Annotated in this window: 17 protein-coding genes; 6 read left to right on the forward strand and 11 right to left on the reverse strand. The window is 62.8% G+C overall.

Going from position 1 to position 15,063, the window contains the following annotated elements; genetic code table 11:
* Nucleotides 1-51: 51 nt before the first annotated feature.
* The 4 genes from R3P95_RS21315 to R3P95_RS21330 form a co-directional block, all read right to left on the reverse strand.
* On the reverse strand, nucleotides 52-1,131 hold the full coding sequence (locus tag R3P95_RS21315; protein ID WP_317549416.1) for an alpha/beta hydrolase: 1,080 nt from the start codon (nucleotides 1,129-1,131) through the stop codon (nucleotides 52-54).
* Between the two features lie 57 nt (nucleotides 1,132-1,188).
* On the reverse strand, nucleotides 1,189-1,980 hold the full coding sequence (locus R3P95_RS21320) for an acyl-CoA thioesterase (RefSeq protein ID WP_317549417.1): 792 nt from the start codon (nucleotides 1,978-1,980) through the stop codon (nucleotides 1,189-1,191).
* Between the two features lie 144 nt (nucleotides 1,981-2,124).
* Complete coding sequence (locus tag R3P95_RS21325) at nucleotides 2,125-2,493, reverse strand: hypothetical protein (protein WP_317549418.1); 369 nt, start codon at nucleotides 2,491-2,493, stop codon at nucleotides 2,125-2,127.
* Nucleotides 2,490-3,992: a DNA methyltransferase family protein gene (locus R3P95_RS21330; RefSeq protein ID WP_317549419.1), complete on the reverse strand. Its 1,503-nt coding sequence runs from the start codon at nucleotides 3,990-3,992 to the stop codon at nucleotides 2,490-2,492. Before R3P95_RS21330 ends, R3P95_RS21325 begins: the two co-directional genes overlap by 4 nt.
* A gap of 105 nt (nucleotides 3,993-4,097) precedes the next feature.
* Between R3P95_RS21330 and R3P95_RS21335 the strand changes: the two genes are divergently transcribed.
* The gene (locus tag R3P95_RS21335) at nucleotides 4,098-4,601 is read left to right on the forward strand and encodes a DUF1648 domain-containing protein (RefSeq protein ID WP_317549420.1); all 504 of its coding nucleotides are present in this window, start codon (nucleotides 4,098-4,100) and stop codon (nucleotides 4,599-4,601) included.
* Nucleotide 4,602: 1 nt separating this feature from the next.
* Here the strand turns inward: R3P95_RS21335 and R3P95_RS21340 are convergent, their stop codons facing one another.
* The 3 genes from R3P95_RS21340 to R3P95_RS21350 form a co-directional block, all read right to left on the reverse strand.
* A complete protein-coding gene (locus R3P95_RS21340; protein ID WP_317549421.1) occupies nucleotides 4,603-5,994 on the reverse strand; it encodes an outer membrane protein assembly factor BamB family protein in 1,392 nt (463 codons plus the stop codon).
* Entirely contained in the window at nucleotides 5,991-7,214 is a 1,224-nt protein-coding gene (locus R3P95_RS21345) for a hypothetical protein (protein ID WP_317549422.1), read from the reverse strand. The genes R3P95_RS21340 and R3P95_RS21345 overlap by 4 nt, the downstream gene beginning before the upstream one ends.
* A gap of 160 nt (nucleotides 7,215-7,374) precedes the next feature.
* The gene (locus R3P95_RS21350) at nucleotides 7,375-8,622 is read right to left on the reverse strand and encodes a TetR family transcriptional regulator C-terminal domain-containing protein (RefSeq protein WP_317549423.1); all 1,248 of its coding nucleotides are present in this window, start codon (nucleotides 8,620-8,622) and stop codon (nucleotides 7,375-7,377) included.
* A gap of 173 nt (nucleotides 8,623-8,795) precedes the next feature.
* On the opposite strand from R3P95_RS21350, the gene R3P95_RS21355 reads away from it, so the two are divergent.
* Nucleotides 8,796-9,056, forward strand: coding sequence for a LuxR C-terminal-related transcriptional regulator (locus R3P95_RS21355; RefSeq protein ID WP_317549424.1), 261 nt, complete (start codon nucleotides 8,796-8,798; stop codon nucleotides 9,054-9,056).
* Nucleotides 9,057-9,060: 4 nt separating this feature from the next.
* On the opposite strand, the gene R3P95_RS21360 is transcribed toward R3P95_RS21355, so the two are convergent.
* On the reverse strand, nucleotides 9,061-9,714 hold the full coding sequence (locus R3P95_RS21360; RefSeq protein WP_317549425.1) for a DedA family protein: 654 nt from the start codon (nucleotides 9,712-9,714) through the stop codon (nucleotides 9,061-9,063).
* Between the two features lie 87 nt (nucleotides 9,715-9,801).
* Here R3P95_RS21360 and R3P95_RS21365 point away from each other — a divergent pair, with 87 nt between their 5' ends.
* Nucleotides 9,802-10,821, forward strand: a complete 1,020-nt coding sequence (locus R3P95_RS21365) for an SMP-30/gluconolactonase/LRE family protein (protein WP_317549426.1) — start codon at nucleotides 9,802-9,804, stop codon at nucleotides 10,819-10,821.
* Nucleotides 10,822-10,882: 61 nt separating this feature from the next.
* Here R3P95_RS21365 and R3P95_RS21370 read toward each other — a convergent pair whose 3' ends face one another.
* Together R3P95_RS21370 and R3P95_RS21375 are read right to left on the reverse strand one after the other, a co-directional pair.
* Nucleotides 10,883-11,368: an SRPBCC family protein gene (locus tag R3P95_RS21370; protein WP_317549427.1), complete on the reverse strand. Its 486-nt coding sequence runs from the start codon at nucleotides 11,366-11,368 to the stop codon at nucleotides 10,883-10,885.
* Nucleotides 11,369-11,371: 3 nt separating this feature from the next.
* Nucleotides 11,372-11,713, reverse strand: coding sequence for an ArsR/SmtB family transcription factor (locus tag R3P95_RS21375; RefSeq protein WP_317549428.1), 342 nt, complete (start codon nucleotides 11,711-11,713; stop codon nucleotides 11,372-11,374).
* 111 nt (nucleotides 11,714-11,824) lie between these two features.
* Between R3P95_RS21375 and R3P95_RS21380 the strand changes: the two genes are divergently transcribed.
* From R3P95_RS21380 to R3P95_RS21390, 3 genes are all read left to right on the forward strand, one after another.
* Nucleotides 11,825-12,514, forward strand: coding sequence for a DUF998 domain-containing protein (locus R3P95_RS21380; RefSeq protein WP_317549429.1), 690 nt, complete (start codon nucleotides 11,825-11,827; stop codon nucleotides 12,512-12,514).
* A 73-nt stretch (nucleotides 12,515-12,587) separates the two neighbouring features.
* Nucleotides 12,588-13,148, forward strand: coding sequence for a DUF3558 domain-containing protein (locus tag R3P95_RS21385; RefSeq protein WP_317549465.1), 561 nt, complete (start codon nucleotides 12,588-12,590; stop codon nucleotides 13,146-13,148).
* A 13-nt stretch (nucleotides 13,149-13,161) separates the two neighbouring features.
* Nucleotides 13,162-13,557 carry a hypothetical protein gene (locus R3P95_RS21390; protein WP_317549430.1) on the forward strand — a complete coding sequence of 132 codons (396 nt, stop codon included), beginning with the start codon at nucleotides 13,162-13,164 and terminating at the stop codon, nucleotides 13,555-13,557.
* A 60-nt stretch (nucleotides 13,558-13,617) separates the two neighbouring features.
* Here the strand turns inward: R3P95_RS21390 and R3P95_RS21395 are convergent, their stop codons facing one another.
* Entirely contained in the window at nucleotides 13,618-14,991 is a 1,374-nt protein-coding gene (locus R3P95_RS21395; protein ID WP_149407787.1) for a dicarboxylate/amino acid:cation symporter, read from the reverse strand.
* Between the last annotated feature and the right edge of the window lie 72 nt (nucleotides 14,992-15,063).

The raw sequence follows: 15,063 nt of genomic DNA on the forward strand, positions 1-15,063 counted from the left end.
TCTCGGCATACACGTCGTTGTGCTGCGCGTCACACCATGCACGATACTGACTTACCCGGACGCGTGGTCTCGGGTACCTCGGATTCGGGCGTCGACCTCGCGAACCATGTCCTGATAGATCTCCGACGCGGGATCTATGACCGCGAAGTGGCCCCCGGGTCCTTCGACCGAGCCGACCGAATCCGAGCCCGCCGACGCGGCGGCGTAATACGCCCGACTGATCTCGAGCAGGTTGGGATCGTCCGATACCGCGCACACCACCAGATGCGGAACACCGAGCGGAAGCCTCGAGATCGGCGACGATGCCTCGTACGTCTCCTGCGCACCGGCGAATCGCGCACTGATCGCATTCGACACCGCACCCTCGCCGAGCCAGCGCTCATCGCCGACCCGTAGATCGAGGACGCCGGCCAGACTCACTGCGAGAGCCGGGGTTACGGCCTTTCCAGCCGAATCGGCTGCGAGGCGCAGAGCGAGTTGACCGCCCGCTGAATGGCCCATCAGGACTGTTCGGTTCAGATCAAGACTGCCGGGTGCCGTCTCCAGCGCTGCAAGCGCGGCTGCGACGTCGCCGGTCATCGCATCCCACCCGTGTTCGTCGGGGCGACGATATTCGACGTTCCACGTGGCGTAACCCCGCGCGGTCAGATCGACGGCCATCGCGTCCATCAGGTCGAATTCCCATCGCGAACGCCAGTAGCCACCGTGGATCAGCACGGCGACGGGAAACGGGCCATCGCCCTCGGGTAACCGCTGCTCGACGCGTTGCTCGGGGTGATCCCCGTACGACAGGATGGTTCCGGGGTGGAAGCGGTGGAAGTACACGCTGTCGATCGCGAACCGCAGACCGTCGAGTCCGCGGCCACGAATGTGAGTGCGGATGCCCGGCGATCTGTCCGGTGTGCACTGGCCCAGATCGACCCGAACGACACCGCTGTACGACGCCGTGTCGACCGGTATTCCGTCACCGGGAACGACGATCACCTCGTCGGAACCGGCTGCGGTGTCGACGATTCCGCCCGTCAGTCCTCGGGCCGACAGCGCCCTGGCGACCAGTTCCTGCGCCGTCGCGAGATCGGCGAACACGCCGGGAGCGGCGACGATGTCGAGGTGCGTCGAGGGGTGCGTCATGGGTTCACGCTACCCAGAACGGCGTCGACCGAACCCGAGACGGAGGGTCGGAGTGGGTCAGACCTTGTAGTACACCACCTGGTGGCTCGTAGCCAGCAAGGTTCCACCTTCGGTCCACAGTTCGGCCGTCTGATCGAAATAGCCCTGATGGAACCGGCGTGCCCGCGCCGTCCCGAGGACGTATCCGTCGGAGTGCTGCTCGAGATCGTCGGGCGTCGAGAAGTAGTGGATCGTCAGCGAGATGGTGCCGGCCGGCACGTAGCGACCGAGACGCTGAAAGATCCTGGGGTAGAACACATCGCTGAGCGAGGTCAGCGCAGCGAAGTCCACCGGGCGCGGCGGCGTGTCGCGGATCCACAGTGTCTCGGTCGAGTCCGGTGATTCCTGGTCGTTCAGAGCGCCTGCAACGAAACGCATCTCATAGTTCTGTGCCCAGGCGATCGCGTCGGGAAAGTTGCCTCGGGGCGTCTCGGCGGGGGAGGGGACGGCAGGTGCCACGGCCTCGGTGTTGTCCCACGTCTCGCGCCGCGTCCCGAATACCGCCGTGGCCGTAGTTGCGACGGCACCGTCCTGGACGAGTTCGAGGTACCAGTGCTGATTGCTCCGGTTGGTTCGCACGGCGCGCGCCGAGATCTCGAACTCGCCCTCGGCCACCGGACCGGCGAAGTTGACCGTCAGCGAGACCGGTGATCCGAGGCATTCCGGATGCCGTTCGATGGCTCGGATGAACGTCGCAGCAGTGATGCCACCGAACGGGCCGACCATGTTGTTGTACGGCGCCGAAGTCCTGCCGCGATACGTGCCGTCGCCGACGGTCTCGAGGGCGACTGCTGTGTCGAACGGATGCATTGTTCTCCCGTAGGTCTCTATCGTCGTTCGTGCCGATTCAAACTATCCGGCCTACTCGGGCGGTACGCAGGGTGGCTCCCTCACGGAATGATTCGCTGGCGACGCAGCTCGGCGAACGTGGCACGGGCCGCCACGCGGTGGAAACTAGCTGTCGTTGCGACGGAGCCCGCGAGACACCAGGTTGATGACTCCGGACAGTGCGAGACTGCCGCCAGGGTAAATGAGAAGACCGAGTGAAAAGATGACGGGTTCCGATGCGTCCTTCACCATGAACGCAGCACCGATACCGGTCAGGATAAGTCCGAGGATGGTGAGGAGCGCGATTGTTCGCCGGCTCTGACGGGACAACCACGTCGAGATCAAGGCTGCGAAACCGGCGAAGACACAGAGGAAAATCGACGCAATGAACAACGCATCCGACTCGACGACTGTGGCCACAAAGAACATGGATCCGCCGATGAGGAGAAGAGCCAGCTCAGGAGCAGGCTGTCGTTGAGGAGCATCGGGATTCATTGTGGCCGTTCCCTCGCGAAATCTACCGCGCGAGTGAGCGATGCTGCCCCCAGTAGTAGACCGTTCCTGGCCGCAACATCGGAAGCACGCTCTCGGAGCGCTCCGGGGTCGGTCGCGTAGGCGATCGCGTGCAGGTCGATGCGTTGCAACAGCTTCTTCGTCACGGGTCGTTTGCTGTCCCAGAATGCCAGTGCAGCAATGAGATCCGTGGCCTCCTGGCCGGTCAACAGCGCCTGGGCGACCGCGCATGCCGCTGGGTCCTCGAACGGCAGGAGATAGGTGGCATCGTCGAACACCGCAGGTCTGCCGCCGTAGGGGCCCACCATTCTGAACTGCGGAACCTTGTGGAATCCGGAGATCGCGATCTTGTACGGCGCAAACGTGTACGGCCCCACACCGAAGATGCAGAAGCGGGCCCTGTTGCGGTAGATCGACGACTTCCGTCCGTCGAGCACAGCGGCGTTGTCGGTCAAGTACTTCCACAGCTTCGGCGCGCTGGCCGCCAATTGCGCTGTGTCGTCACCGGTATGCGACTGCGGCACGATCATCCACCGCGACACTTCGGTGAGCTTGTCGCGGTAGACATCGGTGCACTTGAACAATGGATACAGGAACTCGCTCTCGACGTCCACCGAAGCTCCGAGTTTGGTTCGTGGACCGTCGTTCTCGGTCAGTTCCATGACGGCAGAAGCGTCGTGTTTGATGCCCTGCCGCCACATCAGTGAACTGATGCCATCGAACTGCTTGCTGCGCTGGTACGCATCGACGTTCGCGACGAGTTGGCCGTCGATGACCCCGATTCTGTTGTCCGGTTGTGACACAACGATGTTCGGATAGGTCTGTGCGGTGTAGTCGGTCTTGCCCGGCCCGAGTTCCACGGTGAACCAGCAAGCGTCGACCCCTGCGTCGAACCACTTCTTCGCATCGATCATTCGTAGACTCGAACCGGTCACCGGAAGCTGCTGCCGAGCGCAGTGCAACAGCACGTTTCGAGCAACCTGGGTCTTGCAGATCACCGCGATGGTCACCGGTCTATCGCTGAACTCGGCGAGGAGCTTGATCCAAATGAATTCTGCGATGTCGAAATTGGAGCTTCCGGTGATCGCATCGATTCCGCGCGCGTTCTCGGTGTTCGCACGAGCCGGTCTGTTGCTCGAGCCCAGAACCGAGAGCTGAGAATTGGTCACCCATGGTGGGTTGCCGACGACGAGAGTCGGGCCGGGCGCGGATGTCCATGCGATGTCGCGTGCAAGGTCGAAATCGAAGATCGAGGCAGTGATCACTCTGCCGAATGTCGATGCGGCCACGGCGTACTCGGGTTGCACCTCGATTCCGACACGTTCTGCATCGGGATGGCGCTCCCCGACGGCAGACAGGAAGTTTCCGACACCGCACGTGGGTTCGAGGACGCGGGTCCACATCCTTCGAGGCAAGGTGTTGACCAACGCACGTGCCAACTCGATCGGGGTCTGGAAGTCCCCGAACTCGTTGTTGGGCATCGGTGCCTCCGGCAGTGGTGCGGACAGGTGCCTTCCGTGACACGGGAGCGGAGGCCCCGGAGCCACGGCACCACACCGATGCCGGAGGCACTAATGTGGACTTCGATGAAGCTTTCGCGTGCGGCGCTGCTGCTGTCAACTCTGGTGTTCATCGTTGCTCTGATCTGGGTCGCCGTCACCGCGGGGGATCGAGTTCCCGCGCACTTCGACGGATCCGGTCAGGTCGATCGCATGGAGTCGAAGCTGTCCTTCCTGCTCACGATGGGCGGCATCGGATTCGCGACGATCGGGTTGTTCGCGAGTATCGGTTGGTGGTTGCCCAAGGTTCCGGCGTCCATGGTGAATCTGCCGAGTCGAAGGATGCACGAGTACTGGACTGCCGCCGAGAATCGACCGGAGCTGAACCGGAAGATGGCCGAGGATCTCGACTGGATCGGCGCGGCAACGGCATTGCTCTTCGCCTGGATCACCGGCGTTGCGGGCGCGACCACAGGCGACTCGGTCAGCGCCTGGGTTCTCGCGGTACCGACGGCGCTGTACGTGCTGGCCATTCTGGGATACGTGGTGTTCGTCGTCAAAGGTGGCCGGTACCGCGTTCCGACGGACTGATTCAGGGGAGTGGTTGCAGCATCGCCAGTTTGGTGCCCGACTGCACCAGATAGCTGCCATCGGCGGCATCGACCAGCATCTCGAAGCTCATCGATTCGTCATCAGGAAACATCCTCGACGTCGACGCAGTCCACTCGGTCTCACCGGTGGTCACGTCGACCGCGGACAGATCCGTGCCGGCCGAGGTCAACACCAGATCACCGTCGCGCCCGATGATGCTGCCGTTCAGCCCGGCCTGCCACAGATGCTCGCCGTCTCGCAGATCGAGCGCTGTGGTGCCGTTGGATGCCTGTAGCAACCCGACGTGGCCGATGACGTACTTCAGAGTGGCGTACGTGCGGGGCTCGTTGAGTTCGTCTCCGGGAAAGTCGTACGACAAGGCGTCGTCGCGCCACAGTTGCTCACCTGTGGTGCGATCGAAGGCCGTATCGCCGAGAACGATCGGGATCGACGTGTCGGTGGGCTCGTCCAGCGAAGGCTGTTGTACGACAGGACTGTCCGAACGTGCGAGGACCGTGCCGTCCAGTCGGAAGGCGACCGACCCTCTCGGTTCCGAACTCGTACCCTCGCAATCTTGCACCGATGCAATGGCCAGGTCGCCCATGGTGCGTCCCACGGCTCCGAGGCAATCCTCGAGGCTGTCCGTCTTCCAGAGTTGTCGGCCGGTCGCGGCGTCGAACGTGGAGAAACCGCCCCCGACGTCGAAGGTTCCGATGTCGTCACCGACCTTCAGTGCGGTGGCGTAGTCGTCTTCCCAACCGGCCCACGCGTGCAGCGGTACCGTCCAATCGGCGCTGGGATTATCCAGCGTGCCGCGGTGCAGCAGAACATCGTTACCCTCGAGGTCGCCCGATGTCGTGTACACGCGATCGTTTGCGACGGTGACGGCGAAAAGATCGAGATCAGTAGGGTAGTTTCGCGATTCGCCGGTGGCCGGATCGAAAGTGACGTAGCCCGGAGTCTCACCCCAGCTGGGCTGGTGGCAGACCAGCTGTCCGTCGAGCGGCTCGTCGGCGCACGCCGCTAGGTCCGGGGCAGGGGTCTTCCACAGAACTGTGCCGTCCGTGGTGTCGATTCCGACCATGACTGCCTCGTCGTTGCCGGATTCCGAGGACACGACTGCCAGTGTGAGAGCTGTACCGCCGATCACTATCGAACCGAGACCCCACGCATACATGGAACCGGTACGCGGAGAGGCGAAGGTAGCTCCCTCGAGACCCATGTCCGCCGCGTCGACGGCCCACGCCAACCCCGGCGCGGCGTCCGAGGAGTCGGTGATCTTCTCGATGGTCGTCGATCGGTCCTGTGCCACAACGGCTACCGCAGCACCGACCGACAGCGTCGTTACGACCGCCGCAACGACCAATTTCGTCGTCTCGTTCCATCGCGTCATGGAAGGTCCAATCCTGGTGTGTTCGCCAGGTTCTCGAGCAATGCTGGATCCGCCGTCGGTCGGTCCGTCGACACCGCGATCTCGAGCCCTAACGGCGTGACGACGGAGACCGAGGACCCCGTCCCGTACTCGTTCGGTGACAGAAGCTGGGGTTTCGCCATTGTCGTCGAATCGGATTCGATGTCAGGAGTGGCCCGAGTAACAGTGATCGTGAGTTGCCCGGCAGTGCTGTTCACCGTCTGACAGAGCCCGGAACCGAAGTCACTGGTGTGCAGTGCGCCGAGGGGTGGTGTCGGTGCCAGTGCTGCCACGTCGGCTCGGCGTAAGGCGTCGTTGAGCGTTCGAGTCTCGTCGCGAGAGAACGACGCCGTCGGTGACTCGTCCCAGCCGCCGTAGCAGTCGGTGACATTGCCCGGTGTTCCCGCAGGGACGGGAGCAGTGATCCTGAGCGCAGGATCGGTGGCTATTCGGACCAGGTCGTCGAGCGTCAGTGACAACGTGTCCGGGTCGTTCCCGCCCGAGACGGAGACAGAGACGACAGTGTTGTCCGGGGTGTACGCGGTGGCCGTCCGGGAGTAGGACCGCTGACCGTCGGTTTCGCGCCACGTGTCGTCGGCGTCCAGCACCGTTCCGTCCGAAAGACTCCGTCGCTCGTCCACTTGTCCTGCCACACACGGTGGTGGTTCGGCCGAGTCTGCCGGGCCGACAGAAACACTGAGATAGTCGGACCCGCCACCCGCGGCCAGTGGGGCGGATGCATGCGCCGAGTCGAGGACGAAATCCTGAGATTCGTCCGACGCGGGTATCGGCCCGAAGTACAAGGACCTTGTCGATGAGATCTCGGCGGGAAGCGCTGCCATCAACGCCTCGGACATGAGGTGAGCTCTGGGTCCGTCGTACCAGGGGGCGGCTGGATTGTCGTACGACTCGTCGCCCATCGTGGCGATGCCGAAGTACGAGGATTCGCTCGGAGGCTCGACGGTATCGCACCCCGGGATGCTCGCCGACGCGTCGACCTCCGGGGTGACCACCACGTACTCAGGTTGCGGGGGATCCGGAACGGGAGTCGCCGATGTCGTTGGTAATGAGGTCAATTCGGGCTCTGCGGTTGGAGCGGTCAATCCCGCTACGACCACGCCGAGTGCTACTATCGACACGAGAACGAGTGCGGTCAGCAGCGCAGAATGATTGCGTTCGGTGGGCTGCGTGTCCTCGTCCATGGCCCTCGCTCCGTTCGTCACCATTGCGACGAACGTCGCGCAATATTCATACCATTCGTTTTGCTAATCGAGGTGGGTGTGGCAGGCAGACGAGATCCTCACTGCACCCGACCGGTTCGCCGACGGAATCCGGCGGGACCTGATGGCACGCGGTCGATGCTCAGCGCGCGCTGAGTCCGTCGAGGAGAAGTTCACCGACGAACGTCGCGTTGTCCTGCGGGCTGTTCTGTCGTCGGGTGAAACACCGCATCAGGAGAGTGTTGGTGATTCCTGCAGCGAGATCGACTGGGCTCGAGCTCTTTCGGAAGATTCCGGTGTCCTGCCCTCGTGCGATGACCGGTGCGATGATTGCCGGCAGGTTGAGCTTTTCCTTGATCGAGATCAGTCCCTCCGGTTCGCCGTAAGTGTCGTGTGCGACGGCGACGAGGAGAGCGTCCATGAATTCGAGTTCGTCGGAGGCGAGTTGCGCGCACCGCAGCATGTGATTCTGCAGAATCGTGAGCTCGTCGAGGCCGAGCAGTTGGTCGTCGGCCACCGACTCGCGAAGACGATCGACCCGGCTCTGCAGTGCCGCAACGATGACGGACGGCTTGGTCGGAAACAGAGTCTTGCACGCTGCCCTCGGCACTCCGGCGATATCGGCGACGTCGTCCATGCGCGTCATGAAGTACCCACGCTTACCGAACTCGTCGCGCGCCGCGGTGACGATCGCGGCACGCGGATCGCGAGGAAGTGGCCGCTCCTCGACCGGTACACCGACATCCCGCACGACGTCGTCGAGGTGCTGATGATGTCCGGACGTGTCGACGACGGCCCCGAGGAAGGCCAGCACCGCGTCCGACATCACATCGGGAGATACGGAGGAGGCGTCCACCTGACTGCGGATGCGAAAACCGTCGACGACAGCATTGACGGTCACGGCGAACGATCGGGCCGTGAAGGGACGGCGAAAAGCGCCACCGTCGGGATCGAACAGTGCCTCGAATGCCTCGAGTACGGCATCGTCTCGAACGCGGTAGCTTCCGGCGAGGGTCCCGGAAGTCGGCCCGCTGAAAACAAGATCGAGAAGAGACTCGGTGATGCTCCTCCGGTCGACGACCGCCGGGAAGTAGCGCGCAACGAGCGCAGTCACCGTCGCGCGAATCGATGCACCGCTGCCCGTCATCTGGATGCGAACAGTCTCGTGAACGTCGGTGGGTGGAGGATTTCGAGACAAATGTTCGACGACCGTGGCGAGGAAGTCGGATTTGGTGCTGAACTTGCGGAAGAACGTTGCTGTCGAAGAGTCGGCCTCGTGAACTACGTCTTCGATACGTAATCCGCGTTCGAGAATCTTCTGCGGATGGGTGACCAACAATGTGACACCCGCCTCGACGAAGTGGGCGGCGGTCGCGTCGAGCTCGGTCATAGTGGCGGACTTTACCGAGGTGGGGCCGACCGTGACGGCGCAGGTGACAGTGTTCACTCTCGGGTGAGAGCAACCTCGGTCATTCCTCGGAGTGACGCAGCGGAGCGAGTGCTGTGTCATTGGCCGTGTCAGTGCCACCGGGACAGCGGTGACGCCCGAAAACGAGGATCTTCATGACAGTGCTCGACGTCCGCATCGGCGATGCCCCCGACCCACGGCTCAGCGCTCGTGAAATCGAGGTTCTCACCGCATGGCTCATCTCGGATTCCAAAGCGGAGGCATCGCGCTCGCTCTATCTCTCGATGGGAACCGTCAACACACACCTGACTCGCATCAGAGCGAAGTACACGGCAGTGGGACGAACGGCACCGACCAAAGCGACGTTGCTGGTGCGTGCTCTGCAGGACGGGTTCATCGACATCGACGACCTGTGAGCAGTCACTGCACCTCGACGCGACGGGACCGCACCTTCTTGGCCACGAACCAGCCGATCAGCGCGACCACGATGCCGATCACGACGTACTGGAACACCGACGCGTAGTTCTCCACGTAGTGCCAGTTCTCGCCGAGGAAGTAGCCGGCAAGCACGAAGATCGAGTTCCAGATCAGGCTGCCGAGGGTGGTGTACAGCAGGAATTGCAGAACCGGCATCCGGGACACTCCGGCCGGGATCGATATGCCCGAACGGACCATCGGGATCATGCGGCCGAAGAACACCGCCGACCGTCCGTGGCGGGTGAACCAATCCTCGGCCTTGGTCAGATCGTCGGTTCCGACGAACGGCATCCGATCGACGATGGCGTACATCCGGTCGCGCCCGAGTTTGACGCCGAGCCAGTACAGAACCAGTGCGCCGAGTACCGATCCGGCCGTCGTCCAGAACAGCGCACTCAGCAGAGTCATCCCGCCCTGGGATGCGGTGAAACCCGCCAGCGGCAGGATGATCTCGCTCGGCAGCGGCGGGAAGAAGTTCTCGGCGGCCACCGCAATTCCTGCGCCGGGGCCACCGATGGCCTCCATCAGACTCACTGCCCATCCGGCGATCCCTCCGAGGTCGCTGTCGGCTGCGGCAAGGGAGGAGGAGGCACTCATGACTACGACAGTACGAAACTGATGGGCCCAAAATCTGCTCACCAGGTGAAATGCCCGAAGATTGAGACATATGGAACACTCGATGGTGTGAACCGAGTCTCGCGAGTAGCCCCCGCTGTTGCCATCGCCACACTGTTTCTGAGCGCCTGCGGGTCCTCGGACTCGCCCGATCCGGCACCGGCCACGACGAGCAATTCGTCCGCGCCGGCGTCGACATCACCGAGTTCGAGCTCGGCGACGGTCTACAACCTGCCCGGCAGTGGAGTGTTCCCCGAGGGCATCACGGCCGCGGACGACACGTTCTATGTGACGTCGACATCCGATGGCGCGGTGTTCCGCGGAACCGTCGGCTCCCCGGACGTCTCGGTGTTCCTGCCCGGCGGCGCGGACGGGCGCACCGCGGCTGCCGGAATCGACGTGACCGACGACGACGATCGCGCCGACTACTTGGTGATCGCCGGTGGGGCCACCGGCAAGGTATGGGTGTACGACGCCGATTCCGGTGATCTGATCGGCACGTTCACCAACGGTCTCGGCACCGATGCGACATTCCTCAACGACGTCGCCATTGCCGACAACGGTGATGCCTACATCACGGACTCACGCAGCCCGGCGTTGTACCGCATTCCCTTCGAGCAGATGACGGCCGGAACGCAGGACGCTCCGTTGGAGACGTTCGTGAGCTTCGAGGGCACTCCGTTCGCGTACGGGGAGGGCTTCAACGCGAACGGCATCGTCGAGAACGACGACGAATCGGCGTTGATCGTCGTGCAGTCCAGTACCGGTAACCTCTATCGCATCGACAAGACCTCGAAAGAGGTCACCCAGGTCGATCTGGGCGGCGCGACCCTGACCAACGGCGACGGCCTCGAAATGGACGACGACACCTTGTACGTCGTCCGCAATCGTGACGGGCTCATCGCCAAGGTCGACCTCGATGACGACGGCAGAACCGGCGCGGTCACCGGTGAGATCACCGACGCATCGTTTGCCTACCCCACAACCGTTGCGGCAGTGGACGATCGACTGCTCGTGGTGAACAGTCAGTTCGACAAGCGTGGGGGAGAGCCCGTCGAGCCGTTCACGGTCAGCTCCGTTCCCGAGTAGAGCGGCTGCGCCGCAGGTGCGTGGAAACTCGTAGCAGGGGTCGAGTTTCCACGCACGACGATCACTCGGCGACGATGGCGTCGATCTGACGGATTGCCGACGCCATGCCCTCTTCCATGCCCATCGCGACGAGTTCTTCGAGCTGGCTCAGGCTGTCGAATCGAGACCGGATGGTCATGCGCGTTCTGTCGTCGACGTCCTCGAGAGTTACCACGGCGTGCGTGACGGGCAGCGTCGACGACGGGTTGCCGGAGTCGTCGGCGAACCCGTCGTCGAAGGACAGCGTGGTCGGAGCTGAAATATCGGTGAAAAGCCACCAGCCGGCGGCCTTTTCGCCGTCGGGCCCGGACATGTAATACGACGCCTTGCCGCCCGGAACGAAGTCGTGGGAGACGAATGTCGCAGGCCATGTCGGCGGACCCCACCACCGTTCGAGCTGACGTGGGTCCTCCCAGATCTGCCAGACGCGTTCTACTTTCGCGTCGAACTCCGCGGTCACGGTCATGGTCAAGTTTTCTGCATCCTTGTGTGAGCTGATGAACGGCATGATTCAGCCTTTCTCGTCCTGGGAAAGAAGTTCGTCGATCCTCCCGACGCGATCTCGCCAGATTTCTTCGTATCCGTCGAGCAAGGCGCGGGCTCGGGCGATGGTGTCCAATCGAACTCGCACGATCTGCTCCCTGCCACGCCTGTGTTTCGTGATCACCGCAGCGCGTTCGAGAACTGCGACGTGTTTCTGTACGGCGGCGAAACTCATGGCGTAGTGAGAAGCCAACTCCGAGACCGACTGCTCGCCGAGAGTGACCTTCGCGACGATGTCGCGACGCGTCGTGTCTGCGAATGCCTGGAAGAGGCGATCGATGCCGGCGTCATCCAGCTGATCTACAACCATGTGATTGTACGTTATTCGACGCTACAGCCTCGGTCAAGGGATGTAGATCGGTTCTTCGGGCAACATGGAGTGTGGACGGCGATCGACGTCGTCCCGGAGGGTGGAAACAACGTGCAGATTCGACCGGCCAGGATCGGCGCTCTGTTGATCGTGTTGGGTGCGCTGGTGGTGCTGGTTCTCGATCTGTACACCGCTTTGCAGACGCCCTCGCACTTGCGTCGCACGATCAGCGAATACGGACTCGGCGCGCAGCAGTGGGTGTTCTCGATCGGGGTGGTCCTGCTCGCGTTCGGCTCGGCACTCACTCTTGCGGCCGCACTTCGGCATCGACTCACCCGGCCCACATCGGCCGCGTCTATCTGTCTGACCCTGTGGACCGTGGGGCTCGTGGCCGTCGTCGCGGTGCCGAAACAGGATTGGTCCAACGACGCGTCGCTGAGCGTCGGCGGGACGATTCACCGACTCGGTGCGGCTGTGGCGTTCGTCAGCATCCCGGTAGCCGTCTTTCTCTTCTCCCGTCCTTGGATTCGTGACGCCGTGTGGGCGGCTCGGGCGCGGATCACACTGGGACTGAGCATGCTGTCGGTCGTGACGCTGCTGCCCATCGCTTACGCACTGGTCGCCGGTGCCACCGGCCCGCGACCCTGGTACCGGGTGGTCACCCTCGGTTACGTGGAGCGAGTGCTCGTCGTCGCCGAAGTGATCGCGCTGATATCGCTGGCCCTGTGGGTGTGGGCGGCGGAACGTAGGAGTGTTCACTCGGTCGAGTCGCAGGAGATCAAGGCCTCGCAGCGCGTATAGGGAACCGATCGGGTGCCCCTCGCGTCCAACCTTTCAGTGACGTCTGTGTCGAGAGGTTGAACGAATGCGGGTAATGGGTGGGCGGCGGTTCGCGGCGGTGTGTGCTTCGGCCCTGGTGTTGGCGGGTTGTTCGGGATCGACGCAGGGGAGTCCAGTCGCAAACGGAGACGCCTCGACTGAATCGACGACGACGGCGGGGGCCCCGGAGCCATTCGACCCCTGCAATATTCCGAAGTCTGCAGTGACAGCAAGTGGGTTGGACGTCAGCACCGAGCGACCGGACTTCGCGGGCATCACGACGTACCCCGGCTGGAAGAACTGCACCTGGGACGCCTCCGGAACCAACCCCTGGTACTACCTGTCCGTCATGTCGTCGATCAACTCGATCGACGAATACTTGCGAAGCCCTCAGAACGAGCGGCAACTTCCTATCCAGGTCGGCTCGCGTGCCGCAGTGCGCTACAACGCTGACTACCAGGGAAATCCGCCTACGGGATGCGACATCGTGGTCGATGTAGGGGGAAACCTGATCATTTTCGTGGTCGACACCATTGGCTCGGAGGACACCTTGGGTGACCCGTGTGCAGAGGTCGCCAAACACGCCGTCGACCTCGAGACGCATCTACCGCAGTGAAGGAGTGACCGCAGTGACACTCGAATCGTCCAGGCTTGCCAACAACTTGACTCACTGGCAAACGTTGCGAGATCGAGCCGCGGAAGGAGAATTCTACGTAGAGCCGGAGATTGCTCAACAGTGCGACAACGCATGCGAAAACTACCTCCGCGACTTGTCGAGGATGCTTGAGATGACTACGAACTTGTCGAGGCCTGAGGCATTCGGCAACTTGCCCTCAGCTCAGATGCTCGGTGCCAAATTTGATCGCCTCGCTGTTGGCGAAGACGGCTCCGCCCGCTTTGCGATCGAGCAGCAGATCGAGATCGTCAAGACGATGCGGGAGTTCTTTCAACACTATTTCGCCAGTGTCGAGGCTACGGATACCGCGACTGCGGCCACCGTAGAGGCGCTGTCCCCGCCGAGATAGACGAAGAATCCCGACGACCCAGTTGCTCGGTCGTCGGGATCGATCGTTCGAACCACCCTGCTAGCGGGCCAGTTCCACTTCCGCTTCCTCGTCGACGAAAGGATCGCCGTTCCGCGGAGCGTTGTAGCGCTCGAGGTCGAGAATTCCTTCGCGCTTGGCAACGATGGTCGGCACCAATGCCTGACCGGTGACGTTGACTGCGGTGCGACCCATGTCCACGATCGGCTCCACTGCGAGCAGCAGACCGACGCCGGCCAACGGCAATCCGAGGGTCGACAGCGTGAGGGTGAGCATCACCGTCGCACCTGTTGTTCCCGCCGTTGCTGCAGAACCGATCACGGAAACCACGATGATCAGCAGGTAGTCGGTGATGGTCAGATCGATGCCGTAGAATTGAGCGACGAACAGTGCCGCAATCGCGGGATAGATTGCCGCGCAACCGTCCATCTTGGTCGTCGCCCCGAGAGGAACCGCGAACGACGCGTACTCCCGCGGGACTCCGAGGTTACGTTCGGTGACGCGTTCGGTGAGTGGCAGGGTTCCGATCGACGAACGCGAGACGAAGCCCAGCTGGGTGGCGGGCCACACTCCCGAGTAGAAGTTGCGCACCGAAAGTCCATGTGCGCGAACGATCACCGGGTACACCACGAAGAACACCACAGCCAGACCGACGTAGATCGACACGGTGAAGACGCCGAGCGAGCCGATGGCATCCCAGCCGTAGGTCGCCACCGCGTTGCCGATGAGTGCGGCGGTGCCGATCGGCGCGAGGCGAATGATCCACCACAGAACCTTCTGCACGATGGCCAACAGCGACGCGTTGAACGCGAGGAACGGCTCGGCCTTCTTGCCGACCTTGAGCGCAGCGATACCGATGGCAGCGGCAATCACCAGCAACTGCAAGATGTTGAAGCTCAATGATGTGGTTGCGGTGCCGCTCTCGGCGACAGTGGTCTTCGCGCCGAGTGCGAGAAAGTTGTTCGGTACCAGTCCGGTGAGGAACGACCACCACGATCCGACACTCGACGGGTCGCCCGCCGAATCGGCACCTGCGCTGGTACGCGAACCGGGCTGCGCGACCAACCCGATCACGATGCCGATGATGACGGCGATGAATGCCGTGATGGCGAACCACCACAGCGTCTGAATCGCCAGACGGGCAGCATTGGTGACTTCGCGCAGGTTGGCGATCGAACTGACGATTGCAGTGAACACCAGCGGGATCACCGCGACGGTGAGCAGCTTGACGTAGCTCGAACCGATGGTCGACAGCGTGCCGACCAACCAGTTCTCGTTGCCGTCTGCAGCATCGGGCATCGACCGGGCGATGAGTCCCAACACGACACCGAGGACGAGACCGGCAACGATCTGTGGACCGAACGCGGTTGCCCAGGTAGGGACACGGCGCGTTCGGGTAGCGCTGGGCGCAGACATGGATATGCCTTTCGAAAAGGAGAGGTGTCGCCGAGGATGGACGACAGAAATACTCGCCGGCCGATCGGCCGA

The sequence above is a fragment of the Rhodococcus cercidiphylli genome, assembly GCF_033042225.1.
In the GTDB taxonomy this organism is placed as follows: Bacteria; Actinomycetota; Actinomycetes; order Mycobacteriales; family Mycobacteriaceae; genus Rhodococcoides.